Annotated in this window: 22 protein-coding genes and 1 pseudogene; 9 read left to right on the top strand and 14 right to left on the bottom strand. The window is 68.6% G+C overall.

Going from position 1 to position 23,896, the window contains the following annotated elements; all coding sequences use genetic code 11:
* Positions 1-6 precede the first annotated feature (6 nt).
* Positions 7-1,659 carry an acyl-CoA synthetase gene (locus AC30CM_RS22205; RefSeq protein ID WP_490119076.1) on the bottom strand — a complete coding sequence of 551 codons (1,653 nt, stop codon included), beginning with the start codon at positions 1,657-1,659 and terminating at the stop codon, positions 7-9.
* 68 nt (positions 1,660-1,727) lie between these two features.
* Between AC30CM_RS22205 and AC30CM_RS22200 the strand changes: the two genes are divergently transcribed.
* Positions 1,728-2,528 (top strand): crotonase/enoyl-CoA hydratase family protein, encoded by an 801-nt coding sequence (locus AC30CM_RS22200; protein WP_490119075.1) that lies wholly within the window; start codon positions 1,728-1,730, stop codon positions 2,526-2,528.
* Positions 2,529-2,562: 34 nt separating this feature from the next.
* On the opposite strand, the gene AC30CM_RS22195 is transcribed toward AC30CM_RS22200, so the two are convergent.
* From AC30CM_RS22195 to AC30CM_RS22185, 3 genes are all read right to left on the bottom strand, one after another.
* The gene (locus tag AC30CM_RS22195; protein WP_490119074.1) at positions 2,563-3,777 is read right to left on the bottom strand and encodes a cytochrome P450; all 1,215 of its coding nucleotides are present in this window, start codon (positions 3,775-3,777) and stop codon (positions 2,563-2,565) included.
* The gene (locus AC30CM_RS22190; protein ID WP_490119093.1) at positions 3,774-4,454 is read right to left on the bottom strand and encodes an acetoacetate decarboxylase family protein; all 681 of its coding nucleotides are present in this window, start codon (positions 4,452-4,454) and stop codon (positions 3,774-3,776) included. Before AC30CM_RS22190 ends, AC30CM_RS22195 begins: the two co-directional genes overlap by 4 nt.
* A gap of 111 nt (positions 4,455-4,565) precedes the next feature.
* Positions 4,566-5,597 (bottom strand): LLM class F420-dependent oxidoreductase, encoded by a 1,032-nt coding sequence (locus tag AC30CM_RS22185; RefSeq protein WP_490119073.1) that lies wholly within the window; start codon positions 5,595-5,597, stop codon positions 4,566-4,568.
* 67 nt (positions 5,598-5,664) lie between these two features.
* Here AC30CM_RS22185 and AC30CM_RS22180 point away from each other — a divergent pair, with 67 nt between their 5' ends.
* The 4 genes from AC30CM_RS22180 to AC30CM_RS22165 are packed head-to-tail and all read left to right on the top strand — an operon-like array spanning position 5,665 to position 9,364.
* Complete coding sequence (locus AC30CM_RS22180; RefSeq protein ID WP_490119072.1) at positions 5,665-6,690, top strand: Zn-ribbon domain-containing OB-fold protein; 1,026 nt, start codon at positions 5,665-5,667, stop codon at positions 6,688-6,690.
* 27 nt (positions 6,691-6,717) lie between these two features.
* Entirely contained in the window at positions 6,718-7,782 is a 1,065-nt protein-coding gene (locus tag AC30CM_RS22175) for a thiolase domain-containing protein (protein WP_490119071.1), read from the top strand.
* Positions 7,782-8,957 (top strand): thiolase domain-containing protein, encoded by a 1,176-nt coding sequence (locus tag AC30CM_RS22170; protein ID WP_490119070.1) that lies wholly within the window; start codon positions 7,782-7,784, stop codon positions 8,955-8,957. Before AC30CM_RS22175 ends, AC30CM_RS22170 begins: the two co-directional genes overlap by 1 nt.
* The gene (locus tag AC30CM_RS22165) at positions 8,957-9,364 is read left to right on the top strand and encodes a nuclear transport factor 2 family protein (protein ID WP_490119092.1); all 408 of its coding nucleotides are present in this window, start codon (positions 8,957-8,959) and stop codon (positions 9,362-9,364) included. Before AC30CM_RS22170 ends, AC30CM_RS22165 begins: the two co-directional genes overlap by 1 nt.
* 6 nt (positions 9,365-9,370) lie before the next feature.
* On the opposite strand, the gene AC30CM_RS22160 is transcribed toward AC30CM_RS22165, so the two are convergent.
* Positions 9,371-9,904, bottom strand: a complete 534-nt coding sequence (locus AC30CM_RS22160) for a gamma carbonic anhydrase family protein (protein WP_490119069.1) — start codon at positions 9,902-9,904, stop codon at positions 9,371-9,373.
* A gap of 109 nt (positions 9,905-10,013) precedes the next feature.
* Between AC30CM_RS22160 and AC30CM_RS22155 the strand changes: the two genes are divergently transcribed.
* Together AC30CM_RS22155 and AC30CM_RS22150 are read left to right on the top strand one after the other, a co-directional pair.
* Positions 10,014-11,153, top strand: coding sequence for a 3-ketosteroid-9-alpha-monooxygenase, oxygenase component (locus AC30CM_RS22155; protein ID WP_490119068.1), 1,140 nt, complete (start codon positions 10,014-10,016; stop codon positions 11,151-11,153).
* Positions 11,154-11,161: 8 nt separating this feature from the next.
* Positions 11,162-11,656 carry a hypothetical protein gene (locus tag AC30CM_RS22150; RefSeq protein ID WP_490119067.1) on the top strand — a complete coding sequence of 165 codons (495 nt, stop codon included), beginning with the start codon at positions 11,162-11,164 and terminating at the stop codon, positions 11,654-11,656.
* Positions 11,657-11,960: 304 nt separating this feature from the next.
* On the opposite strand, the gene AC30CM_RS22145 is transcribed toward AC30CM_RS22150, so the two are convergent.
* The 4 genes from AC30CM_RS22145 to AC30CM_RS22130 all read right to left on the bottom strand — a co-directional run bounded on the left by AC30CM_RS22145 (position 11,961) and on the right by AC30CM_RS22130 (position 16,642).
* Positions 11,961-12,623, bottom strand: coding sequence for a hypothetical protein (locus tag AC30CM_RS22145; protein ID WP_490119066.1), 663 nt, complete (start codon positions 12,621-12,623; stop codon positions 11,961-11,963).
* Positions 12,624-13,428: 805 nt separating this feature from the next.
* Positions 13,429-14,580, bottom strand: coding sequence for a sulfotransferase family protein (locus AC30CM_RS22140; protein ID WP_490119065.1), 1,152 nt, complete (start codon positions 14,578-14,580; stop codon positions 13,429-13,431).
* A gap of 148 nt (positions 14,581-14,728) precedes the next feature.
* On the bottom strand, positions 14,729-15,511 hold the full coding sequence (locus AC30CM_RS22135; RefSeq protein WP_490119064.1) for an SDR family oxidoreductase: 783 nt from the start codon (positions 15,509-15,511) through the stop codon (positions 14,729-14,731).
* A 3-nt stretch (positions 15,512-15,514) separates the two neighbouring features.
* Complete coding sequence (locus AC30CM_RS22130; protein ID WP_490119063.1) at positions 15,515-16,642, bottom strand: hypothetical protein; 1,128 nt, start codon at positions 16,640-16,642, stop codon at positions 15,515-15,517.
* A 113-nt stretch (positions 16,643-16,755) separates the two neighbouring features.
* Between AC30CM_RS22130 and AC30CM_RS22125 the strand changes: the two genes are divergently transcribed.
* The gene (locus AC30CM_RS22125) at positions 16,756-17,637 is read left to right on the top strand and encodes an IclR family transcriptional regulator (protein ID WP_490119062.1); all 882 of its coding nucleotides are present in this window, start codon (positions 16,756-16,758) and stop codon (positions 17,635-17,637) included.
* Here AC30CM_RS22125 and AC30CM_RS22120 read toward each other — a convergent pair.
* The 4 genes from AC30CM_RS22120 to AC30CM_RS22105 form a co-directional block, all read right to left on the bottom strand.
* Positions 17,630-19,708 (bottom strand): RecQ family ATP-dependent DNA helicase, encoded by a 2,079-nt coding sequence (locus tag AC30CM_RS22120; RefSeq protein WP_490119061.1) that lies wholly within the window; start codon positions 19,706-19,708, stop codon positions 17,630-17,632. The two genes, AC30CM_RS22125 and AC30CM_RS22120, sit on opposite strands and share 8 nt — an antisense overlap.
* A 32-nt stretch (positions 19,709-19,740) precedes the next feature.
* Entirely contained in the window at positions 19,741-20,454 is a 714-nt protein-coding gene (locus AC30CM_RS22115; protein WP_490119060.1) for a TIGR03943 family putative permease subunit, read from the bottom strand.
* Positions 20,451-21,404, bottom strand: coding sequence for a permease (locus AC30CM_RS22110; RefSeq protein ID WP_490119091.1), 954 nt, complete (start codon positions 21,402-21,404; stop codon positions 20,451-20,453). The genes AC30CM_RS22115 and AC30CM_RS22110 overlap by 4 nt, the downstream gene beginning before the upstream one ends.
* A gap of 104 nt (positions 21,405-21,508) precedes the next feature.
* Positions 21,509-22,747 (bottom strand): hypothetical protein, encoded by a 1,239-nt coding sequence (locus tag AC30CM_RS22105; RefSeq protein WP_490119059.1) that lies wholly within the window; start codon positions 22,745-22,747, stop codon positions 21,509-21,511.
* Positions 22,748-23,073: 326 nt separating this feature from the next.
* On the opposite strand from AC30CM_RS22105, the gene AC30CM_RS22100 reads away from it, so the two are divergent.
* Positions 23,074-23,712: a DUF3887 domain-containing protein gene (locus AC30CM_RS22100; protein ID WP_490119058.1), complete on the top strand. Its 639-nt coding sequence runs from the start codon at positions 23,074-23,076 to the stop codon at positions 23,710-23,712.
* Here AC30CM_RS22100 and AC30CM_RS22095 read toward each other — a convergent pair.
* Positions 23,709-23,896 (bottom strand): annotated as a pseudogene (locus tag AC30CM_RS22095) (4-hydroxy-2-oxovalerate aldolase); the annotation flags it as partial. The gene AC30CM_RS22100 and the pseudogene AC30CM_RS22095 overlap by 4 nt on opposite strands.

Here is a 23,896-nt window from a genome sequence, read left to right as displayed (position 1 = left end):
TCCTGCCTAGGAGCTGGTCGTCGCGTGCTTGGAGTGGACCTCGTCCGCCGGGCGTTCCTCGGTGACGTCCTTGGCCCAGCGGTAGTCCGGCTTGCCTGCCGGCGAGCGCTTGACCTCCTCGACCAGCCACAGACTGCGGGGCACCTTGTATCCCGCGATCTCGCTGCGTACGAACGCGTCGAGATCGGCCAGCGAAGGCCGGGTGCCCTCGCGGGGGTGGACCACCGCGGCGACGTGCTGTCCGAAGCGCGGGTCCGGTACGCCGACCACCAGTGCGTCGAACACGTCGGGGTGTCCCTTGAGCGCGGCCTCGACCTCTTCGGGATAGATCTTCTCGCCGCCAGAGTTGATGGACACCGAACCCCGCCCCAGCATGGTCACGGTCCCGTCGGCCTCCACCTCGGCGAAGTCACCCGGAATCGCGTAGCGCACACCGTGATACGTGCGGAACGTCTCGGCGGTCTTCTTCTCGTCCTTGAAGTAGCCCACCGGGATGTGGCCGCACTTGGCGATGATGCCGCGCTTGCCCGAACCCGGTTCGACCTCGTTGCCGTCCTCGTCGAGCACCTTGGTGTTCTTGTCGATGGTGACGCGGGGACCGCCGGTGTGCGACTGCCCCTTGGCCACCACGCTGGTGCCGCCGAATCCCGTCTCCGAGGACCCGATCGAGTCGGTGATGATGCGGTTGGGCAGCAGCTCCAGGAACTTCTCCTTGAGGCTGGTGGAGAACAGCGCGGCGGTGCTGGCGAGCAGGAACAGCGAGTCCAGGTCGTAGGTGTTGCCGGCATCCTGGTGCGCCAACAGCGCGTCGAGCAGCGGCCGCGCCATCGCGTCACCGGTGAAGAACAGCAGGTTCACCTTGTGCTCGTGGATGGTGCGCCACACCGAATCGGCGTCGAACTCCGGCGCCAGCACCGTGGTCTGGCCCGAGAAGATCGACATCCAGGTGCACGACTGGGTGGCGCCGTGGATCATCGGCGGGATGGGGTAGCGGATCATCGGCGGGCTCGCCGCGCCCTGCTTGGCCAGGTCGTACTCGTCGGCGATCGGCTCGCCCGTGGCGAAGTCGGTGCCGCCGAACAGCACCCGGTAGATGTCCTCGTGGCGCCACATCACGCCCTTGGGGAAGCCCGTGGTGCCGCCGGTGTAGAGCAGGTAGATGGCGTCGGCGCTGCGGGGCTCGAAATCACGTTCCGGGGAGGCCGTTTCGAGCGCGGCTCCGAACTCGACGCCGCCGTACCGCTCGTAGTCCTCGTCCGTGCCGTCCTCGACCACCAGGATGGTCCGCACGGCGGGCGTCTCCGGCAGCACGTTGGCCACGCGGTCGGCGTAGCGGCGTTCGTGCACCAGCGCCACCATGTCGGAGTTGTCGAACAGGTACTTCAGCTCGCCCTCGACGTAGCGGAAGTTGACGTTGACCAGGATGGCGCCGGCCTTGACGATCCCGAGCATCGCGATCACGATCTCGATGCGGTTGCGGCAGTAGAGCCCGACCTTGTCGTCCTTCTGCACGCCGTGGTCGGTGAGGTAGTGGGCGAAGCGATTCGCCTTGTCCTCCAACTCGGCGTAGGTGAGTGTCTCGCCCTCGGAGATCAGGGCGATGCGGTCTGGCACGGCGTCGATGGCGTGCTCGGCGAGATCGGCGATGTTGAGGGCCACGACTCTAAATTAGAACGTGTTACATTTTCAGACAAGTCACTGTCTTCGACGATGAAAGGCGGACGCCGGTGAGCGAGCCCTCGAAAGGTCCCGACGCCCTCGTCGAGCAGCGCGGACACACGTTGATCGTCACCCTCAACCGTCCCGAGGCACGCAACGCGCTGTCGGGCGAGATGCTCTCGATCATGGTCGACGCGTGGAACCGGGTGGACTCCGATCCGGAGATCCGCACGTGCATCCTGACGGGTGCCGGCGGCTACTTCTGCGCGGGCATGGACCTCAAGGCCGCGAACAAGAAGCCCCCCGGCGAGTCGTTCAAGGACGGCAGCTACGACCCGTCGAAGATCGAGGGGCTGCTCAAGGGCCGCCGCCTCACGAAGCCGCTGATCGCCGCGGTCGAGGGACCCGCCATCGCCGGTGGCACCGAGATCCTGCAGGGCACCGACATCCGCGTGGCCGGCGAGAGCGCGAAGTTCGGCATCTCCGAGGCGAAGTGGAGCCTCTACCCGATGGGCGGTTCGGCGGTGCGGTTGCCACGACAGATCCCGTACACGATCGCGTGCGACCTGTTGCTCACCGGCCGCCACATCACCGCCGCCGAGGCCTTGCAATACGGGTTGATCGGCTACGTGGTGCCCGACGGCACGGCCTTGGACAAGGCCCTCGAGATCGCCGAGGTGATCAACGGCAACGGCCCCTTGGCCGTGCAGGCGATCCTCAAGACCATCCGCGAGGCGGAGGGCCTGCACGAGGAGGAGGCGTTCAAGCCGGACACCGCCAACGGCATCCCGGTGTTCCTCTCCGAGGATGCCAAGGAGGGGCCGCGCGCGTTCAAGGAGAAGCGCCCGCCACGGTTCCAGATGAAGTAGCGCAGATGAAGTAGCGCAGCTGAGGTGGGGCCCGCTATCCCGACAGCCGCGCGGTGGGGGTGAACACCACCGGCATGGCCTCGGGACCGCTGACGAAGTTCGCCGGCCGCAGTGCCACCGGGGACTCGTCGGCCAGGCGCAGGTCGGGCAGCCGCGAGAGCACCTTGGTGAGCATGATCCGCAGTTCCAGGCGCGCCAGCTGATTGCCCAGGCAGAAGTGCGTCCCGAAGCCGAAGGCCACGTGGTTGTTGGGTGTCCTGTCGATGCGGAAGTTCTCGGGATCGCCGAACACCGATTCGTCGAAGTTGGCCGACTCGAACATCAGCATGATCTTCTCGCCCTCGTGCAGGGCGGCGCCGTGGAACTCGGTGTCCGCCGTCACCGTGCGGCACATGTTCTTCACCGGCGAGGTCCACCGCAACATCTCCTCGATGGCGCCGGGCAGCAACTCCTGCGGGCTGGCCGCCAGCCGATCCCACTGATCCCGATGGCGCAGAATCCGTTCGGTGCCGCCGGAGAGCGTGTGCCGGGTGGTCTCGTCGCCGCCGATCAAGATGAGCAGTGTCTCGAAGACGATCTCCTCGTCGGCCATCCGCTGCCCCTCGACCTCGGAGTTGACGAGGATCGAGAACAGGTCGTCGGTGGGGTCGGCGCGCCGCTTCTTGATGACGTCCATGGTGAACTCGGTGTAGGCCGCGAACGTCTCCATCAGCAGCGCGATGGCCGCCTCGTCGACGTGCGAACTGAGCCCGCACACCAGGTCGTCGGACCACTTCAGCAGCATGTCGCGTTCGGCGGGCAGCACACCGAGCATGTCACCGATCACCGCCATGGGCAGCGGGGCCGCGAGGTCGCGGACGAAGTCGCACTCCCCCCGCTCGCACACCGCGTCGATCAGCGTGTCGCACAGCGCGTTGATCGACGGCAGCTTGTCCATCACGCGCTTGCGGGTGAACCCGGCGTTGACGAGCTTGCGCCGCAACAGATGTGCCGGATCGTCCATGTCGATCATGTACGGCATGCCCGGCTGGTCGGGCCGGATGCCGCCGGCGTTGGAGAACAGCTCGGGCGTGCGCTCGGCGTCGAGCACCGCGGCATGACTGGCGGCCGCGGCCTGACCGTTGCGATCGCGGAACACCGGTTCGTGCGCGCGCATCCAGCGGTACGCCGCGCGCGCGTTGCCGTCGGCGTAGAACCGGCCGTCGGACAGGTCGACGTCGGGCCTGGTCTCGGTGAGCGTGCCGGTCATGCGATCTCCTCGGCGTCGGCGAAGGTCATCTGAACGTTCTCGGCGGCTCCCGAGAACAGCGCGCGCCTGGGCAGTCCCAGGGACGCGAGTTCGGTGGCGTACGGGTGGTCGCCGAGCCGCACCGACGCTCCGCCGATCCGATAGCTGGGCCCGAACGTCGTCATCTCGCCCGCCGTCTCCCGGGTGACGCCGTCGAGATGCGAATACGTGCGGTGCACCCGGGGTTTCGCCGTGAGCGCCGATGGCAGCCGCACGCCGGGGCGGAAGTCCATGCCCACGACGAAGGTGCCGTCGATGGCGACGTCGAACGAAAAGCGCTGCCCGTCACGAATCGTGAAGTCGGCCAGCACCTTCGGATAGCCCCAGATGGAGCGTCCAGCCTCCAGCGTGAAGGCCTGGTCGACGGGCAGGTGATGGATGAACGCGCCTGCGTCGCGCAGCGCACCCACGCCCGTCGCCGACGACCCCGGCGGGTTCACCATGACGTTGGTGCCGTACTCGAAGTACCTGCCCAGGTCGCCGTCGACGTACTCCATCAGCATCAGGACCACGATCGCCCGGGTGGGCCGGTATCGGCACACCCGCAACCCGCTGTAGTCGATCATGCGTTGTGCGGCATCGGCTTCCACGGAGAACATCGCCAGGTGCTGGCGCGCCCTGCGGATGCGGACGGGCATGGTCACGGTTCGACCCGCGACGAGATGCGTCGAGGCGGGTGTGGCGTCGGTCACGCCCCAAATCTAGAACGCGTTCTAGACACCTGGCAAGCAAGTGTCCAGTCATGGCTCCTAGACCAGCGCGGCGAGATCCCGGATCTGCTGCGCCGATCGCGCCCCGACCACCATCATCGTGACGCCCGCGGCCTCCCACGCCTTGATCTGCCCCTTGACGAAGTCCAGGTCACCGACGATCGCGGAGTCGTCGACGAGTTCGTCCGGGATCACCGCCGCGGCCTGATCCTTGCGGTCGCTGCGGAACAACGCGGTGACCTCGTCGACCACCTCCGCGTAACCCATCCGGCGGTAGACGTCGGCGTGGAAGTTGGTGTCCTCGGCGCCCATCCCGCCCATGTAGAGCGCGAGGTGGGGCTTCATCAGCTCGAGCACACCGGGCCGGTCGTCGGTGACGACCACCTGCGCCGTCGCGCAGATCTCGAAGGTCTCCCGGGTGCGCCGGGCGCCCGGGCGGGCGAAGCCCTCGTCGAGCCACTCGTTGTACATGTCGGCGATGCGGGGCGAGTAGAAGATGGGCAGCCAGCCGTCGCAGATCTCGGCCGCCAGGGCGACGTTCTTCGGCCCCTCGGCACCGAGCATCACCGGAATGTCGGCGCGCAGCGGATGCGTGATGGGCTTGAGGTTCTTGCCCAGACCCGTCGTGCCCTCCCCGGTGAGCGGCAGCGGGTAGTGCGGACCGTCGCTGTGCACGGGCGCCTCCCGGGCCCAGACCTGCCGCAGGATGTCCACGTACTCGCGCGTGCGGGCCAGGGGCTTGGGGAACTTCGCCCCGTACCAGCCCTCGACCACCTGCGGTCCGGAGACGCCGAGACCCAGGACGTGCCGGCCCCCGGACAGGTGGTCGAGCGTCAGCGACGCCATGGCGCACGCCGTGGGCGTGCGCGCCGACAGTTGCACCACCGACGTGCCCAGTCGCATGCGGGTGGTTTCGCGTCCCCACCACGCCAGCGGCGTGAACGCGTCCGATCCCCATGCCTCCGCGGTGAAGACGGTGTCGAACCCGACCTCCTCCGCCGTCGCGACGAGTTCGGCGTGATCGGTGGGCGGCTTGGCGCCCCAGTATCCGAGCTGCAATCCCAACTTCACAGGGGCCAACCTTCCCGGGCCGAGACCCGTCCTTGCGACGATTCTTAGAACCTGTTCTACTCGATGCGTGAGCGCCAGCCAAAGCAGCCCGGCCACTACCCCACCAGGAGTGGAAGACCACGAGCCGCCTCTTTCGGCTCCGTTGAAGCTGTCTTTCGACTACACCCGTTCAGTAGGCCCCCTCCTCGGCCACTTCTTCACCGAGCTGCGCAGCCGACGCGTCGTCGGCGTGCGCGGCTCGGACGGCCGAGTCCTGGTGCCGCCTGCGGAGTTCGATCCCGTCACCTATGAGCGGCTGACCGAGATCGTACCGGTGAGCAGCGTCGGCACGGTCGTATCGTGGACGTGGCAACCGCAGCCCCTGGACGGGCAGCCACTGAGTCGTCCCTTCGCGTGGGCGCTCATCCGGCTCGACGGCGCCGACACCTCGATGCTGCACGCCGTGGACACCGGCGACGCGGGGTCCGACGGCATCAGCACGGGCGCCCGCGTGCACGTCCACTGGGCCGACGAGACCGTCGGCGCGATCACCGACATCGCGTACTTCGAGCTGGGCGACACCGCCGAGGACGTGCCCGCCGAGGACGACGAGCGCGACCCCGTCACCATGGTGGTCATCCCGAGCAACATCGAGATCCAGCACACCGCTTCGCTTCCGGAGAGTACGTTCCTGCGCGGTCTGGAGCAGGGCAAGCTGCTCGGCGCCCGCACGGCGAAGGGCCGCGACGGCGCACCCGGCAAGGTGTACTTCCCGCCCAAGGAGGCCGACCCGGCGACCGGCCTGGCGCTCGACGAGTTCATCGAGCTGCCCGACCGCGGCACCGTGACGACGTTCGCGATCATCAACATCCCGTTCGCCGGACAACGCATCAAGCCGCCCTACGTTGCGGCGTACGTGCTGCTCGACGGCGCCGACATCCCGTTCCTGCACCTCGTCACCGAGATCGAGGCCACCGAGGTGCGGATGGGCATGCGGGTCGAGGCCGTGTGGAAGCCGCGCGACGAGTGGGGCCTGGGCATCGACAACATCGACCACTTCCGGCCCACCGGCGAGCCCGACGCCGACTACGAGTCCTACCGCCACCACCTCTAGAGCCACACCACCAGAGAAGGAACACTCATGTCTGATCGCAGCGTTGCGGTGGTGGGCTTCGCACACGCCCCGCACGTCCGCCGCACCGAGGGCACCACCAACGGCGTCGAGATGTTGATGCCGTGCTTCGCCCAGCTCTACGCCGAGTTGGGCCTCAAGCAGACCGACATCGGCTTCTGGTGCTCCGGCTCCTCCGATTACCTTGCCGGGCGCGCATTCTCGTTCATCTCGGCCATCGACTCGATCGGTGCCGTACCGCCCATCAACGAGTCCCACGTCGAGATGGACGGTGCCTGGGCGCTGTACGAGGCCTACCTCAAGATCCTCACCGGGCAGGTGGACACCGCGCTGGTGTACGCGTTCGGCAAGTCGAGCGCCGGTGTGCTGCGCCGCGTGCTGGCCCTGCAGACCGATCCCTACACGGTGGCACCGCTGTGGCCCGACGCCGTCTCGCAGGCGGGCTTGCAGGCCCGCATCGGCTTGGACACCGGCAAGTGGTCGGCCGCGCAGATGGCGCAGGTGGCCCTGGACTCGTTCGCCGTGGCGCAGCGCACCGACGGGGAACCTCCCGCCGACTCGGTCGACGACCTCCTGGCGCGGCCCTACTTCGCCAATCCCCTCCGCCGCCACGACATCGCGCCGATCACCGACGGCGCCGCCGCCATCGTCCTGGCCTCTGGGGACCGGGCCCGCGAACTGCGCGAGCGTCCCGCGTGGATCACCGGCATCGAGCACCGCATCGAAACCCCGGTGTTGGGTGCGCGCGACCTCACCAGTTCGCCATCGACGGCCGCCTCGGCCGCGGCCGCGACCGGCGGCGATGCGGCCTCGATCGAGGTGGCCGAGTTGCACGCCCCGTTCAGCCACCAGCAGCTGATCCTCACCGAGGCCATCGGGCTCGGCAAGGACACGTCGGTCAACCCGTCGGGCGGGGCCCTGGCCGCCAACCCGATGTTCGTCGCGGGCCTGGAACGCATCGGCTTCGCCGCCCAGCACGTGTTCGACGGTTCCGCGGGCCGAGTGCTCGCCCACGCGACGAGCGGTGCTGCACTGCAACAGAATCTGGTGGCCGTGCTGGAAGGAGAGAGCTGATGGCGGGTAGGAACGCGGCGGTCCTGGGGACCGGGCAGACCAAGTACGTCGCCAAGCGGCTCGACGTGTCGATGAACGGCCTGGTGCGCGAGGCCATCGACAAGGCGCTGGCCGACTCGGGCTCGACGTTCGACGACATCGACGCCGTGGTCGTCGGCAAGGCGCCGGACTTCTTCGAGGGCGTGATGATGCCCGAACTGTTCATGGCCGACGCCGTCGGTGCCACCGGCAAGCCGCTGATCCGCGTGCACACCGCGGGTTCGGTAGGCGGCTCGACGGCGGTGGTCGCGGCATCGCTGGTGCAGTCCGGGAAGTACCGCCGCGTGCTGGCCATGGCGTGGGAGAAGCAGTCCGAGTCGAATGCCATGTGGGCGTTGAGCATTCCGGTGCCGTTCACGAAGCCGGTGGGCGCCGGCGCAGGCGGCTACTTCGCACCGCACGTGCGCGCCTACATCCGACGCTCCGGCGCACCGAACCACATCGGCGCCATGGTCGCGGTCAAGGACCGCCTCAACGGCGCCAAGAACCCACTGGCACACCTGCACCAGCCGGACATCACGCTGGAGAAGGTGATGGCGTCCCAGATGCTCTGGGACCCCATCCGATTCGACGAGACCTGTCCGTCGTCGGACGGCGCGGCGGCCATCGTCATCGGCGACGAGGCGGCAGCGGAGGCCCGACTGGCGGAGGGACACACCGTGGCATGGGTGCACGCCACGGCGCTGCGCACCGAGCCGCTCGCCTACGCCGGACGCGACCAGGTCAATCCCCAGGCAGGCCGCGACGCGGCCAAGGCGCTCTGGCGCGACGCCGGCATCACCAGCCCCATCGACGAGATCGACGTCGGCGAGGTGTACGTGCCGTTCTCGTGGTTCGAACCGATGTGGTTGGAGAACCTGGGTTTCGCGGCCGAGGGCGAGGGCTGGAAGCTCACCGAGGCCGGTGAGACCGCGATCGGCGGCCGCATCCCGTTCAACCCCTCCGGCGGCGTGCTGTCGTCGAACCCGATCGGCGCGTCGGGCATGATCCGGTTCGCCGAGTCGGCCATCCAGGTGATGGGCAAGGCCGGCGCGCACCAGGTCGAGGGGGCCCGCAAGGCGCTCGGGCACGCGTACGGCGGCGGCTCGCAGTACTACTCGATGTGGGTCGTCGGCTCCGACAAACCGGGGTCGTGATGGCCGACGTGGCGGCGGTGACGCTGGCGGGCCGACGGTCCCGTGCCGCGGCCGTCGCACACGACAAGCAGGCGTGGCTGGAGCTGTTCGCCGACGACGCCGTGGTCGAGGATCCCATCGGCCCGTCGCACTTCGACCCCGAGGGCAGGGGTCATCGTGGCAAGGAGGCCATCGCCCGGTTCTACGACATGGCGATCGCGCCCAGCCAACTGGAGTTCTGCTTCCAGAAGAGCTACGTCTGCGGCCACGAGGAGGCCAACGTCGGCCACATCGTCATCGTCGCAGCCGGGTATCGCGTGGTCGCCGAGGGCGTGTTCACCTACCGGGTCGACGACGCGGGCAAGATCGTGGCGTTGCGCGCGTACTGGGAGGTCGACGCCGCGACCGACAGCGCCCGGCCGGTCTGAGACCCGTCAGGATCCGGTGACCTCCTCCAACCCCGCGCGGTAGCGCGCGGCCAGTCCCTGGTACGTCGCCGCCGTCATGTTGATCCAGCGTTCCGCGCCGGTGCCCGCGACCGGTCCGCGCACCCGGGCGGGCGCACCGGTGACCAGCACGTCGTCGGGGATCTTGGTCTCGCCGGTCACCAGCGAGTGCGCGGCGATGAGGCTGCGCCTGCCGATGACGGCGCCGTCGAGCACCGTGGCGTGGTTGGCGATCACGGTGTCCTGACCGACGTGGGCGCCGTGCACGACGCAGGAGTGCGCGATGGTGGCGCCGGGCCCGATGTCGGTGGGAATGCCGGGCGGGGCGTGGAGCACGCTGCAGTCCTGCACGTTGGCGCCCTGCCGGATGATGATCGGGGCGAAGTCGGCCCGCAGCACCGCGTTGAACCACACCGACGCACCGGCTTCGACGTGCACGTCCCCGACCAGCACCGCCGTGGGTGCCACGAAGGCGGACCCATCGATCACGGGCGACCGGCCTTCGAAGGAATACAGCGGCATCGTCTGGTTATACCGCGAGGTGGGTGCGGCCTGCGGCGTTTGCGTTGCGCGACCCGGGACCAAAACTGTAACGTGTTCTAGTTAGATGCACCGATACGGGAGGCCAACCGTGAGTACCGAAACCGCTGGAGTCCGCGAGATCGACACCGGCGCGCTGCCGGACCGGTACGCGCGCGGCTGGCACTGCCTCGGCCCCGTGAAGGACTACCTCGACGGCAAACCCCATGGCATCGAGATCTTCGGGACCATGCTGGTGGTCTTCGCCGACTCCCACGGCGACGTGAAGGTCCTCGACGGCTACTGCCGCCACATGGGCGGCAACCTGTCCCAGGGCACCGTCAAGGGTGACGAGGTCGCCTGCCCGTTCCACGACTGGCGGTGGGGCGGCGACGGCAAGTGCAAGCTGGTGCCCTACGCCAAGCGCACCCCCCGCCTGGCCCGCACCCGGGCGTGGGAGACCGACGTGCGCGGCGGTCTGCTGTTCGTCTGGCACGACCACGAGGGCAACCCACCCCAGCCGGAGGTCCGCATCCCCGACATCCCGGAGTTCGCCGACGACGGCTGGACCGAATGGCGGTGGAACACGATGCTCATCGAGGGCAGCAACTGCCGCGAGATCATCGACAACGTCACCGACATGGCGCACTTCTTCTACATCCACTACGGGTTGCCGACGTACTTCAAGAACGTCTTCGAAGGTCACGTCGCCAGCCAGTACCTCCACAACGTCGGCAGGCCGGACGTCAACGACATGGGCACCACCTACGGCGAGGCCCACCTGGATTCGGAGGCCTCGTACTTCGGGCCGTCGTTCATGATCAACTGGCTGCACAACAACTACGGCGGATTCAAGGCCGAGTCCATCCTCATCAACTGCCACTACCCCGTCACGCAGGATTCCTTCGTCCTGCAGTGGGGCGTGATCGTGGAGAAGCCCAAGGGCCTCGACGAGAAGACCACCGACAAGCTGGCCCGCGTGTTCACCGAGGGCGTCAGTAAGGGTTTCCTGCAGGACGTCGAGATCTGGAAGCACAAGACCCGCATCGACAATCCCCTGCTGGTGGAGGAGGACGGCGCGGTCTACCAGATGCGCCGGTGGTATCAGCAGTTCTACGTCGACGTCGCCGACGTCACGCCGGACATGACGGATCGCTTCGAGGTCGAGGTCGACACCACGGCCGCCAACGAGAAGTGGCACGTCGAGGTGGAGGAGAACCTGCGTCGCCAGGAAGCCGAGCAGCCGAGCTAGGCGGTGCCATGACCACCCACGACGAGCGCGCGCACCCCGAAACCCCACCCCCGGTGGACGATCTCGCGCGATCCATGCTCCAGCTGTCCGGTCACGACGAGGATCACCACCAGGACCACGACGACGGTCACGACACGGCCGCCGGCGGGGGCCGAAGCTGGTCCAAGGCACCGGATTTCGCCGGTGATCCCGCGCGGGCGGCTGCGGTCCGCGCGGCCAGCCTGGCCGATCGCGAGCGCTACCTGACCGCCGGACTGGTTCCGGTGGACTGCCGGTTCTGCCACGTCACCGTCGCGGTCAAGAAGTTGGGTCCGGCCCACACCGCGGTGCAGTGGAACTCCGGGGCTTCCCGGCGCTGCGCGGTCTTTCACGAGCTACGTGCTGCAGGCGGTGACAGCAGCCGCGCGCGGTCGTGCCCCCGCCTGGCCGACAGCATCAAGCACGCAGTCTCCGAGGGCTGCCTGGAAGAGGTGTCCAGCGCGCCGTCACCCGGCGACGGCTGAGCACAAACGTCCATCGCTAACGTGTTCCGCAAGGCGAGCGGTTGGCTGCTAGATAGGGCAAGACACTTCGAGGTCAATCAACGCACAAAGAGCCGGGCAGCGTCTAGGTTGCCTCGGGCGTGGCCCATTCCGAGGCCAAGGCGATCGCCCAAGAGGCGTTGTCGGCGCTCAGTGCCTCGAATTCGAGAGCGGCAAGACTCGGAAATCGGTCGACCGCAACCACAAGCTTCTGCTTGTCCGACTCACGCCCTCAGCTACGCGTACAGCTTAACGCTGCGGTCTATCCGCCCCACGTGGATCGACACTAGTCCCCAAGAGATTGCTTGAAGATTCGCAACGTCTCGGATAGTACGTGCGGCAATCTCCCCTGTAGCCGGATGGGATCGATATACATTTTCTGATGACGCAAATGCGGGTCGATTATCTCCCAGAATCGCTGCAAACCGGCCGACGCTTCCTCCATATCAAGGAAACTCATCTTGCGCACTAGACTCCGCACTCTTATTTCAACTATTTCCCGTTGCCAATCCGGAGTGGCTTTGCTGAACTTCTCATCTAGCAAACGTAGCACGCATGTCTCAGCTATATCAGCGGCCTCCATAACCACCTCGGCTCGCTCGGACCGACGTAAACTGCGCTTCTCCACACTGATCTGATCAGCGACGTTGGCCTGGTTTGCTGAAATCTGGACTCTGGCCAGCCGTTCGCTGGCTGCAATTTGCTGCTGGACGGCTTCCTGATTTGCTTGGATCTGACGGCGGGTCGCAGCCTCATTAGCTGCGATTTGTTTGCCAACGGCTGCTTCGCTCGCGGCTATCTGCAGTCGCACACTCTGCTCGTTATTAGCAATCTGCAAACGAACCGCATCGTTGTTGGCAGAGATTTGGCGCAAAACAGCCTTAAATGCTATGTACGCAGCAATCATCGTGACAACTGCACCAATCAGCGTGGCCGCCGGATCCGGCATAGAAACAATCCAGGAAGGCCAGTAAGACGGCTGCGGAGGGTCGGCCGGTGGCACCGACGTTGGCGAAGGTACGCCGGCTGGGGCAGGCGGAGGATTGTTAAATTCGCAACCAGCCGCAGCCCAACAGATTGCGAGCACAGTCCACGCGAAAGCTGCGCCAGCGGACGTAGTGATACCCAGAGACAAAGAACGGCCTGCGACCCAACCCAAAATTCGCTGCACCAACATCCCCCGTTGATCTCGCCAAAACAAGCTCATCAAACCATGCGATCTGCGTGAGGGCGCTTCGGCCGACCTCCCTCGTCGTACGCCATCTTCAGTCTTTGCCAGCATGGTTGACAAAGCACGTACGTCTTTGGCATCCGTTGAAGGGGGTATGGGTCGTTGAGCCCTCGCGCAGCTAAGGGGTCTGACGCCTACTTGTGACCGCTTGAGCTTGGGCCGATTCAAGCCGACTCCGGCCTCTTCTAGCAATCATCTTTAGGGTTGAGCCTGCAGCAGCGCCGAGTGACAGTTTCAGTCGCGATCCGACGCGCCGATGTCATCATCGTTGCTCGAAATCTATTGGGACCGACCGGCCATGGCCGGCCTGGCGCCGACATCGCCGGCCTAGACCACAAGCAGCGGCTAGCCAAGTTTCGGTTGACTGCGGTGGACATCGGTGCGCCGCAGGGTGTGCCTACATGCATTTGGGGCGTGGCCGGCTCTGGGCCAATCAGCGGTAGCTGAGCTGCCTTGCCACACCCAATCAGCCGCCCGTTCCGCTTAATGACCTCAGAGTGCCAGCGGCGCAGTCAGCTTCGGCTCAGACCAGACCCGCGAACCGTTCCTTGACCTGCTCGGCGGTCAGGCCGTAGTCGGCCAACGAGTAGGTGTGCTTGGGCGCGCGCGGACCCTGCCTGCTGGCCTCGTCGGCCATGGCCATGGCGCTCCGTGCCGCATCGGTCAACTCGATGCCGAAGTGCCGGTACACGTCGGCGACCGTCGCGATCGGGTCCTTCACCAACGCGAAGTAGTCGACGTCGCAGAACTGCGCCGGGTCGTGCTTGGCGCGCTCCTGCGCGAACAACCGCAGCCCGCGCGACCAGGTCTCCAGGGCGTCGGCCCCGATCACCTCGCCGCGGAAGGCGGTCGACCAGCCCTCGGTGGTGTGCTGGGCCAGCGAGCACATCGACGCCATGATGGTCTCGGGCGGCCGGTGACACTGCACGACGAGGGCATCGGGGTAGGTCTCGAACAGCGCATCGAGGGCGAACAGGTGGCTGGGGTTCTTCAGCACCCACCGCTTCTCGGGCTCGTGCAAGCCGATCAGCTGCAGGTTCTTCCGGTGCCGGGCATAGGGTTTCGCCCAGTCCCGACGCGCCAGCCACTGGGCGTACGTCGGCACGTGCGCCAGCGTCTCGTAGGACACCGAGTGCAACGACTGGCGCAGCAGCTGCCAGCACTCCTCGACCTCGTCGGCCGTCATGTAGTGCAGCCCGGTGTAGTCGGGGTTCTCCTCGTGAGCCTTCTTGAAGCGGGCGTCCAACTCGGCGAACACCGGGTTCTGCGGCCACGTCTCCCGTGGCGGTCGGGGCTGCGGGAACTCCGCCAACCACAGCTCGAGACCCTGATGAGCCGGATCGGCGGCCAGCAGCCGGTGGATGGCCGTGGTGCCGGTGCGCGGCAGCCCGGTGACGAAGATGGGCCGCTCGATCGGCACGTCGGCGTGCTGCGGGTACTGCTTGAACGCCGCCTCCGAGACCAGCCGCGCCACCAGCGCATTGCGTACGAAGAAGCGCTGCATCTTGCTGCCGAACTCGGTCAGATCCGCCTCGCGGGCATACGAATCCAACAGCACGGCGAGCGCTTCGCGGTAATCGTCGTCGTCACCGCCGAAGTCGTCCAGGCCGCAGGCCTTCACGGCCGACGCGTGCAGGTCCTCCACGGTCCCGACATTCGTGCGCGTGCTGCTCATGGCTCGACTCCTCCTCGCTCCGGTCCTCGCTCGTCCCTCGCTGCGATCCTCACTCGTCGTCGCCTTCGCGGCTCATGGCTCGACTCCTCCTCGCTCCGGTCCTCGCTCGTCCCTCGCTGCGATCCTCACTCGTCGTCGCCTTCGCGGCTCATGCCTTGTACTCCCCGCAGTTCACGTCCAACGCCTGCCCCGTGATGCCACTGGACAGGTCGCTGGCCATGAAGAGGATGGCCGAGGCCACCTCGTCCTCGGTGGGCAACCGCTTGAGGTCCGACGCGGCCGCGGTGGCGGCGTAGATCTCGTCGACCGTGGTGCCGTACTTGCCGGCCTGGTGCGAGAAGTAGCTCTCCAGCGTGCCACCCCAGATGTAGCCGGGCAGCACGGAGTTCACCCGGATGCCCTGCGGCCCCAGCTCGGTGGCCAGCGACTGCGACATGGCCAGCAGCGCGGACTTCGCCATCTTGTAGGCGCCGTACTTCGCCTGCGAGTGCCGCACGACCATCGAGTTGACGTTGACCACCGACCCGCTGGCCTCGGCCAGCGCCGGCGTGAAGCCCTGGATGAGCCGCAACGCGCCGAACACCGTCAGCTCGATGGCGTCGCGCATGTGCTCGAAGGTGGTGTCGGCCAACGGCTTCATCGACGGCACCCGGAAGGCGTTGTTGATCAGCACGTCGACCTTGCCGTAGGCGCGCACGGTCTCGTCGACCAACCGGGCCACCTGCGCTTCGTCGGTGATGTCGGTGCCCACCGTCACCGCGCGCCTGCCCAGCTCGGTCACGGTCTTGGCGACGTCCTCGAGGCGCTCGACGGTGCGTGCCGCGAGCACCAGGTCGGCCCCCTCGGACGCGCACCGGCGTGCGAGCGTGCTCCCCAGCGCGGGCCCCACCCCACTGATGACGACGACCTTGTCCGCCAGTAGTCCGGCCATGGGTCAGCCCACCATCCTCTCGCCGATCTGCCTCTGCCGCAGCGCGATCCGCGCTCGCCACTGTTCCTCGGTGATCCGGTTCGCGTCGTAATGCGGCAACGCGCCGGCGACGTCCCCGGCGGCCACGATCTCGAGGGTGGGGCCGTCTGCGGGGGTGAGTTCGCGCGACACCCGCTGCCAGCGGAACTGCAGGTACCCACGACGGCGGCCCAAGGTCTCGCACCAGTTGGTGACGCCGGGGTTGAGATCCGACACCACGATGCGGATCATGCCGTCCGGGTCGGCCTGCATCTGCGTGCCGTTGAGCGACGTCTGGTGGTTGATGTAGTCGAGCGAGACGTACCACAGGCTGCCGAGCTGGAAGCCGAGGTACGGGGCGTCGGACACCGGCAGCGTGATGACCATGGCCTGGTCGGGCGCCAGGTCGAAGTGACCCACCGACGAGTACTGCGTCGCCAGCCCACCCGGGGTCAACCGGGGCGCGGTCAGCGTGTTGACCGGCAGGTCGTCGTAGAACCACTTCGGGAACTGCAACCACGTCTTCACGCGCTGCACCAACTGCTTTCCCGCCACGGCGTACCGCTTCTCGATCTGCTCGCGCGTCAGCGGCGGCGGCGCGGTCCCCGCAGTGTCCGACCGTGCGATCGCGAAAGTCCCACGACGTGCCGACCAGTCGTTGTACACCTCGCGAATCACCAACTGCGACGGGACATCCGGCGTGAAGCGCCACTCGAACGAACCGTCGTCGGCGATGTCGAGCCGGCGGTCGTCGAACGCCGTCGCGCTGTCGGGCACCACCTCGTCGGTGTACTCCCCGCCGAGCAGCTGGAAGCTGACGTCGGTGGTGGTCCCCCGGGTGCCCGTGACGACGTACTCGTGGCCGGGTCGGACGCGCGTGCCGAAGTACATGGTGTCCGGGTTGTCGAGGCCCATCTTGGTGAACGGACCGGTCCCGCTGTGCAAGAACGGGTGGTCGCGGTCGTAGTCGAATGCGACGTGGGTGCACGCCGCGATGCAGCCCGCCAGGTACTGCAGTCCTTCGAGCAGATCGGCTTCCGACTCGATGAAGGGCGCCTCGGCGACCAACCGTTCGGCCTCCGCGATCGCCTCGGCCAGTGGTGTCGAGAACACGTGCTGCCTCCAAACCTCACGCCGTGCGTTCCAATAACGAACCGTCACGGTAGACTTTCCGACCTGACACTAGAACGTGTTCTACTTTGAGTCAACGTCGAGGAGGGAGTGCCATGGCCGGTCGGGTGTCACCGCCCACGCTGCGCGTGGTGGAGGTGCTCAACTTCCTCGCCCAACACCCGCACGAACGCTTCGGCGTCTCGGAACTGGCGCGCCGGGTGGGGCAGAGCAAGCCCACCTGCCTGGGCATCGTGAGCGCTCTGGCCGCGTCGGGCTACCTCATCCGCGATGCGGTCGACAAGACGTATCGCCTTGGCCCGTCGTTGATCTCACTCGGCCACGTCGCGCAGGAGTCGCTGCGGGCAGGTCCCGCGGCCCGCGAGCAGCTGGCCCGCCTGGCCACCGAGTTCGGCACCACCGCGGCCCTCTCGGCCGTCGTCGAGGACCGCATCACGCTGCTCGAACTGGTGGGTGGCGACACCGGCGTGCGCGTCGGTCAGAGCTACCCATTCGCTCCCCCGGTCGGCCTGATGTTCGTGCTCTGGGACGACGAGGCGTTGCAGGACTGGCTGACGCGCGAGCCGACCATCCCGCTGCGCACCGCCTCCGAGCGGCTCGACCGCGTCATCACCGAGTGCCGGACCACCGGATACCTCGCCGAGCGGCTCACCCCGGGCGGGCGACGCCTCTACGCCATGCTCGCCGGGATGTCGGCGACGCTGCCCGACGAACTGCGCGCACTCCTGGGCGAACTCATCTCCGACGTCGGCGAACGCGTGTACCTGCGCGGCGAGTCCGCCGGACCCCGGCACGACATCAGCGTGCTGTCGGCACCGGTGTTCGACCACTACGGCAGGCAGGCGATGGTCGCTTCCCTGCACGTCGGCAAGGCTCTCACCGACGCCGAGATCGCCAGGCACGCGCGCGGGGTGATCGCGTGCGCCGACGCGCTCACCGCGCAGCTGGGCGGGGTGCGCGCGGCCGCGGTCAGCTGACCGCCGCGATCGCGAACGGCAGCACCTGCGGGGCGCCGGCGCGCCGTACCACCCGCGCGGCCATGGTCAGCGTCCACCCGGAATCGGTGCGGTCGTCGACCAGCAGCACGGGCCCGTCCAACTCGGGCAACGCGGGTTCGTCCCACGCGCCGTCGAGGGCAGCCACGCGGTAGGCACTGTTGGCGGCGGTCGCCGGGCGGCGGTGCGCCGAATACCGCAGCGTGCCCAGATCGGTCAACCGGCCCAGCTCGGCGAGACGGCGCGCCAGCGAGCCGATCAGCAGCGGATGCGTCGCGGAGTCCAGCGCCAGCACCGAGGTGGGGCGGGTCTCCCAGGTCCATGCCGCCAGCACGTCCACGGCGGCGCGGACGACGTCGTCCGACGCCTCGCCGTCGGGGCCGTCGAGCACCGCCCGCAGCCGGGCACCCCAACCCAGATCGGTCAGCCGGCCGATGGCCCTGCCCGGCGCGGGACCGTCGGAGATCCTGCCGCTCAACGACACCCCCAACTTCGCCAACCCGGACGGCCACTGCTTGCGGGGCGCGACCTCGACGCCGGGCCGCATCAGCTGCGCCCGCGTGGCCTCGGCGACCTCGGCGTCGACGTCCGCGTCGTAGTGCGCGCCCGTGCAGTTGTCGCACCGGCCGCAGGTCTGCCCCTCGACGAGTTCGGGGTCGTTGAGCTGGCGGCGCAAGAACGCCATCCGGCACTCGGAGGTCTCGACGTAGTCGAGCATCGCCTGCTGCTCCCGCTGCCGCGCCTCGTCGAGGCGGCGGTACCGCGCCTCGTCGTAGGACCACGGCTCGCCGGTGGCGATCCATCCGCCCTTGACCCGCCGTACGGCACCGTCGACGTCGAGGACCTTGAGCACCATCTCCAGCCGGGTCCGGTTCAGATCGACGAGCGGCTCCAGCGCAGGCGTGGACTGGGGGCGCTCCGGGTCGAGCGCCCGCAGGACCGTGCGCACCATGGGTTCGGCGGGAAAGGCCACCGACGCGAAGTAACGCCACACGTCGCGGTCCTCGGCGCCCGGCAGCAGGATCACCTCGGCGCTGGCGGTGGCGCGACCGGCACGCCCGACCTGCTGGTAGTAGGCGATGGGCGACGCCGGCGCTCCCAGGTGCACCACGAACCCCAGATCGGGCTTGTCGAAACCCATTCCGAGCGCCGACGTGGCGATGAGTGCCTTGACGCGGTTGTGCTGCAGGTCCGCTTCGAGCTGTTCGCGTTCGGCGGCCTCGGTGGCCCCGGTGTAGGACGCCACGGCGTGCCCGCGTTCCCTCAGCATGGCCGCCACGTCGGCGGCCTGCGCGACCGTCAGCGTGTACACGATGCCGGAGCCGGGCAGCGAATCCAGGTGTGCGGCAAGCCATGCCGAACGACGCGCCGGGTTGCCGGCCCGGACGACGGCCAGCCGCAGCGACTCCCGGTCGAGCCCGCCGCGCAGCACCAGCGTGTCGGTGCCGCCCACCCCGAGTTGCTCGGCGACGTCGTCGACCACGCGGTCGTTGGCGGTTGCCGTGGTGGCCAGCACCGGGATGTCGCTGCCCAGTTCGGCCACCAGCGTGCGGATCCGGCGGTAGTCGGGGCGGAAGTCGTGTCCCCAGTCCGAGACGCAATGCGCCTCGTCGATCACGACCAGGCCCGCGTCGCGGGCCAGTGACGGCAGCACGTCGTCGCGGAAGTCCGGGTTGTTCAACCGCTCCGGACTGACCAGCAGCACGTCGAGTTCCCCGTCGGCGACGGCGCGGTGCACGTCGTCCCAGTCGGCGACGTTGCTCGAGTTGATGGTCTGCGCCCGCACGCCGGCCCTGGCCGCCGCCTCCACTTGGTTGCGCATGAGCGCCAGCAGCGGCGACACGATGACGGTCGGGCCGCGGCCCTGCGCCCGCAGCAGCTTGGCGGCGATGAAGTAGACCGCCGACTTGCCCCACCCGGTCCGCTGCACCACCAGGGCGCGACGGCGGTGCACGACGAGTGCCTCGATGGCCGTCCACTGGTCGTCCCGCAGCACCGCCTCCGGTCCTGCCAGTCGATCGAGCAACTCCTGGGCTGCCGCGCGCGTCGCCATGGGCACCATCGTGCCGTGTCGGTCCGACGGGCCTAGTAGGCGTACACGTTGGCGGGCTTGTCGATGCGCGTGACCGCGTCGGCGTCGAACGTCGGCACGTAGTCGTCGGCGGGGGTCGCCGAGCCCGGTTCGATGCGGCCTCGCACGCTGATCCACGTCTGTTCGCCGAAACCGGCGGCCGCGTCGGCCGCGGTCCCTGCCAGCCGGATGCGTGCCAGCTGCGCGTCGGCCGCGCAACACACGATCACCACGCGGGCCAGATAGACGCCGTCCGGGTAGTGCAGGGTGAAGCCGGTGACCGTGACGTCACGGCCGTCGAGCGTGGTCGAGGCCGCCGCACGCATCACGACCTCGGGCAGGCCGACCGTCGGCGCCGGACCACCGGGGAGCGGCGGGAAGTCGCGCGCGGTGACCGTGGTGCGCACGGGCGGCGCCGCGGTCACGCCGCGAGCGTCCAGGGCCGGGGGCACCACGAACGCCACCAGCGCGATCGGCACCAGCAGCAGCCACGCCAGCCGGCTGCCGTGCGCGTGTCCGTGCCCGTGCCCGTGCTCGCCGGAACGCCCGACGTCGCGTACGTCGCGCACCACCGCGGCCAGACCCAGCGCCACGAGCACGGCGGCCGCCACCACCAGCCACCAGAACAGGCCCGGCTTGACGTAGTTGACGTAGGTCCCGCGGACCAGCATCACCACGGTGCTCGCCCCGACCAACAGCAGCACCAGGTTCTGCGTCGCCCGGCTCACGAGCCCCCTCCCACCACGAGCAGGCCCACCGCGGTCGCGACCACGGTGGCCACGGCGAACGTCGCGGGCCCGAATCGCAGGGCGAATCGGCGGCCGAACATGCCCGCGTGCATGGCCGCGAGCTTGACGTCGATCGCGGGGCCCACCACCAGGAACACCAGCCGGGGCACGAGGGGCAGCATCGTCAGGCTCGCGGCGACGAAGGCGTCGGCCTCCGAGCACAGCGCCAGCACCACCGCCAGCAGCGCCATCACCAGCACTCCCAGCGCCAGGTTGCCCGCGAGGTGGTCGAACATCCACTGCGGCACGGTGATCCGCAGCAGCGCCGCCGCGGCCGCACCCACCACCAGGAACGAGGCCGCCTGCAGGAAGTCGTCGCGGGCGGCCTCGCCGAACACCGTCCAGCGTGACCGTGCGACCCCGTCCACCGGCCGCGGCAGCGACCGCGTGACCCAGTCGTCGCGCCCGAATCGCAGCCACAGCAGTCCCATCACGACGGCGGTCACCAGCGACGCCAGGCACCGGGCGGCCACCATGGTGGGCTGGCCGGGGAACGCGACGGCCGTCGCCACCAGCACGACCGGATTGATCGCGGGCGCCGAGAGCATGAACGTGAGGGCCGCGGCGCCCAGCCGGCCGGGGCCGTAGAGGCGCCGGGCCACCGGCACCGAGCCGCATTCACAGCCCGGCAGGGCGACGCCCCCGACCCCGGCGACGGCGACGGCGACCACGGGCCGACGCGGCAGCCATGCGGCCAATCGTTCCGGGGTGACGAACGCCGCGATGAGCCCGCTCACGACGACCCCGAGCACCAGGAACGGGAGCGCCTGGACGAAGACGCCACTGAACACCGTGGCCGCCGTGCTGAGATCGGCGCGGCCGGCGATGGCGGTGTGCAGCCAGCCACCGGCGATCGCGAGCGTCGCCAGCGCCACCAGCAGCGCTTCCATCGAGCCCACGCGGCGCCGCGGTGGCGAGGGGACGGTGCCGTTCACGCCAGCGATCCTGCCCGGTGAACCTGGACGTCAGGTGCGCGCCCGGGTGGTCCGCGGGGTCAGTCGCCCGAGGACGTGCCGCCCGACTCGCCGCCCGCGCCGGCGGCGCCCTTGCCGGTGTCTGCGGCGCCGGTGCTCGTGGGACGGGCACCGCTCACGGCGCCGGTGACGCCGTTGATCGCACTGGTGACGGCGTCGGCGATGGGGCGCAGCGGCGCGAATGGGTTTCCTCCACCCGCTGCCGACGACGGGGCCGTGGTCCGCTCGCGCAGGGGCGCACCGTTGACGCCGGGCAGGACGGGCTGCGGCTTGCTGGTGGTGCTCTTCACGGGGCTCGCCGCCGCAGGGGCCGGCTCCGGGTCCGTCTTCGGCGCCTCGGCCGCCGTCGCGGGGGCACTGGTCTCGGCGGGGGCACTGGTCTCGGCGGGGGCGGTCTCGGCGGGGGCGGCGGAGCGTGCGCTCACGGGAGCGGGTGCGGGTGCGGGTGCGGGTGCACTGAGCGGTGCCGGAACCGGCAGCCCGCCGTTGGGTTGTACGACGCCCGGCGTCGGCGGCGTGAACGGCGCGAAAGGCGTGTTGGCGGCCGTCATGTCCGGCGCCAGGCCGAACGACAGGCTCGGCGGGATGATGCCGGTCGCGACGAAGGGCAGGATGTTCAGGTCGAACACCGCGGAGCCGATGGTCGTGGTGGTGTGCAGCCCGCCCACCCGGTAGTCGCTGATGGGCCCGTTGCCGAAGTCCTGATAGGTGACGAAGCCGGTGGTGCCGGAATTCGTGATGACGCCGGGGATGCCGGCGTTCCACCGGCCGATGTCGACGGCGCTGAAGTTGTCGGGCTGGCCGTTCATCAGGACCTGTCCGGTGGGCGCCTGGGTGAACCCGATGGCCTTGAGGACGTTGAGGTCGAAGAACGCGGGTCCGAGGCGGTTGGCCGTCTGCAGCACGCCGGCGTGGGTGCCGATGTAGGGGTCGTAGGACGCCGCATTCTCGGTGAAGCCCAGCGCACCGGTGCTGCTCGCCAACCCCGTGACCCCGGCCATCCACTGGTCCATGTCGGTGAAGTTCAGGGTGCCGGTGCGGCTGCCTGGCGGCGGCTGGTTGGCCTGCAACGACCTCAGCGAGTCGAGGTCGAAGCTCACCGGTCCCAGCTGGTTGACGGTGCGCAACGCCGCCCGTGCACCGGCGGACGTGTCTCCCAGCAGCGCCGCAAGCCGGGCGACGCCCGAGGTGCTGGCGCCGGGGGCGGGCGCAGCCGCCCAGGGGAAGAGCTGATCCACACCGTAGGCCGTGGGCGTCACCTCGGCCGCAACGGCTTGCGAGTGATTAGCGACATCCGGCCCGAGGCCTGCGATCAGCAATGCACCTGCACCGAAGGCGGTGATCCCAATTCGCGTGGACAGGCAAACGGCTTTGTGCATGAAATCCCTCACCATCGGCATTCAAGTGTTTGCACAGTGAAGTCGATTGGGGGCGCTGCGGTCAAGTGCAAACGCCGTAGAGCGAACTGAAAGTCCGACCACGGTGAGTTAGCTGCGAGCTACGCCGAGGCCATCCGGAGCCGGTTCTCGTCATTACCGTCAAGGTTTAGTTGACTTAACGAGGTTCGTAAACCTAGCCTTGACGCATGGACGCGTCGTTCCCCGAAGCCGCTCGCCACCTGCATCGGCGCCTCGGGGGCCTGCTCGCCGCACCGCTGTTGCACCACGACGCGGACGCGCTCGACGCGCTCCGGACCGCGCTCGAGATCCGCCTGGGCGCCGAGACCCTGGTGGCGGCGGCCGTACGCGAGGCCCGCCAGGCGGGCCGGACGTGGCAGCAGGTCGGCGAGGTCCTCGGCGTGTCCCGCCAAGCCGCATTCCAGCGGTACGGCAAGCCCATCGACCCACGAACGGGAGCAGAGATGAACACCCGCCCACTCCCCGACGCCGCCGAGCTGGCCGCGTCCGTCATCGCCGATCTGGCACACGCACGCTGGCCGGAGGTGAGCGCGCGGTTCGACGCCACCATGCGCGACCGTCTGACCGACGAGGGCATCGGCGAGGCCTGGGCCCACCTGGTGGGACTGGCGGGAGCGTTCGAGGGGCACGGCGACACCTCGATACGGCGAGCCGGCGACTTCACCACCACCAGCACGCCGTTGGCATTCGAGGCAGGCGACTTCGAGGCACGCATCACCTTCCGCGACGATCGCACGATCGCCGGGCTCTACCTGCTCGACGCCGACCCGCCTGCCTGCACCAGCGGGTCGGTCGGCTCGGCCTAGGAGGTTCGGGCGGCGGCGTCCTGTTCGCGTTTGATCTCGAGTGCGATGTCGATGAGTTGGTCTTCTTGGCCGCCGATGAGTTTGCGTTGCCCGGCGCGGTGCAGCAGCTGATGGGCGGGCACGCCGTAGCGTTCGGACTGGCGGATGGCGTGTTTGAGGAAGCTGGAGTACACCCCCGAATAGC

This window comes from Mycobacterium sp. DHQP2018-32-09 (assembly GCF_058148405.1).
The sequence above is the reverse complement of the archived record's forward strand: the minus strand, read 5'-3'. Positions and strand labels throughout refer to the sequence as shown.